The 1,184-nt window shown below is 74.8% G+C and carries 1 protein-coding gene; it reads left to right on the top strand.

Features of this window, described 5'->3' with window-relative positions; translation table 11 throughout:
- Nucleotides 1-11: 11 nt before the first annotated feature.
- A complete protein-coding gene (locus tag D7V93_RS43245) occupies nt 12-1,139 on the top strand; it encodes a cyclic nucleotide-binding domain-containing protein (RefSeq protein WP_244237856.1) in 1,128 nt (375 codons plus the stop codon).
- Nucleotides 1,140-1,184: the final 45 nt, after the last annotated feature.

Raw genomic sequence — 1,184 nt, 5'->3', positions numbered from 1 at the left:
GCACGCTCCAGGTGGTGCAGACCCTGGCGGCCCAGGGAGAGCCGGAGCGTGCGGCGCAGCTCTACGAGGAGCTGGGTGCCGCGCAGCGGGAACGGCTGCGCAAGGAGGCCTCCCAGGGCACGGTGAAGGAGCGCCACTGGCTGGTGGACGTGCTGCGCCGGGCGCGCGACTTCACGGGGGCGGCGCGGTTGCTCGACGGCAGCGGCGACGACGTGTCGGTGGCGGACCTGTACGCGCAAGGGGGCCAGCACGTGGCGGCGGCGGAGGCGTACCTGCGCGCGGGCGAGGTGGAGCGCGCCGCGGCGGCCTTCGAGCGGGGCGGGGCGCTGGAGCGGGCGCTGGAGGTGTACCGGGGCCTGGGTGCGCGCGAGTCGATGGCGAACTGCATGGTCCGCCTGGGTCGCCCCTTCGAGGCCGCGGACCTCTACCGCGAGCTGGGCCAGACGCACGCGGAGGCCGAGGCCCTGGGCGGCGTGCGCGCCGAGGACCCCCGGTACGTCGAGGCGGTGCTGCGCACCTGCAAGGCGCTGGACTCGGAGGGCTTCACGCACCGGGCGCTCGCGGTGCTGGCGGACGCGCTGAGCAGCTCCGAGCTCTTGCGCGTGGATCCGGTGCTGGTGACGGAGAAGGCGCGGCTGCTGCGGCGCATGGGGCTGGACGTGGAGGCCGAGGCGCTCCTCGCGCGGCTGGCCGCGGGCGCGTCCGTGCCGGAGGCCAGCGGCTACCGCTTCCTCAAGGCCATTCCCATCTTCGGCGAGCTGCCGCTGGATGACATGAAGGACCTCTACCGGGTGGCCCGGCCCGTGGCGGTGCCCGCGGGCGCGGTGCTGCTGGAGAAGGGCGCGCCCGGCACCGGGCTGCTGGTGCTGCTGGAGGGCACGGTGGAGGTCTTCAGCGGCAACGAGCCGAACGCGCGGCTCCTCAACACGCTGGGGCCCGGCGCGCACCTGGGGGAGATCTCCCTCGTGCAGGACGGCCCGGTGTCCGCGAACGTGCGGGCGAAGACGGCGGTGCGCGCGCTGCGCATCACCCACGAGAGCTTCCAGCACTTCCTGGCCACGCACGACACGGCGTCGCTGCACATCTACCGGCTCTTCACGCAGAGCCTCGCGGCCCGCGTGCGGGCGCTGAGCGGCTGAAAAGCGCGCGACGGGGCAGGGCAGGCGGGCATCCGGGCCCTGGCT

It is taken from the genome of Corallococcus llansteffanensis (assembly GCF_003612055.1).
GTDB classification, from domain to species: domain Bacteria; phylum Myxococcota; class Myxococcia; order Myxococcales; family Myxococcaceae; genus Corallococcus; species Corallococcus llansteffanensis.
This window is presented reverse-complemented; position numbering and strand designations above follow the sequence as displayed.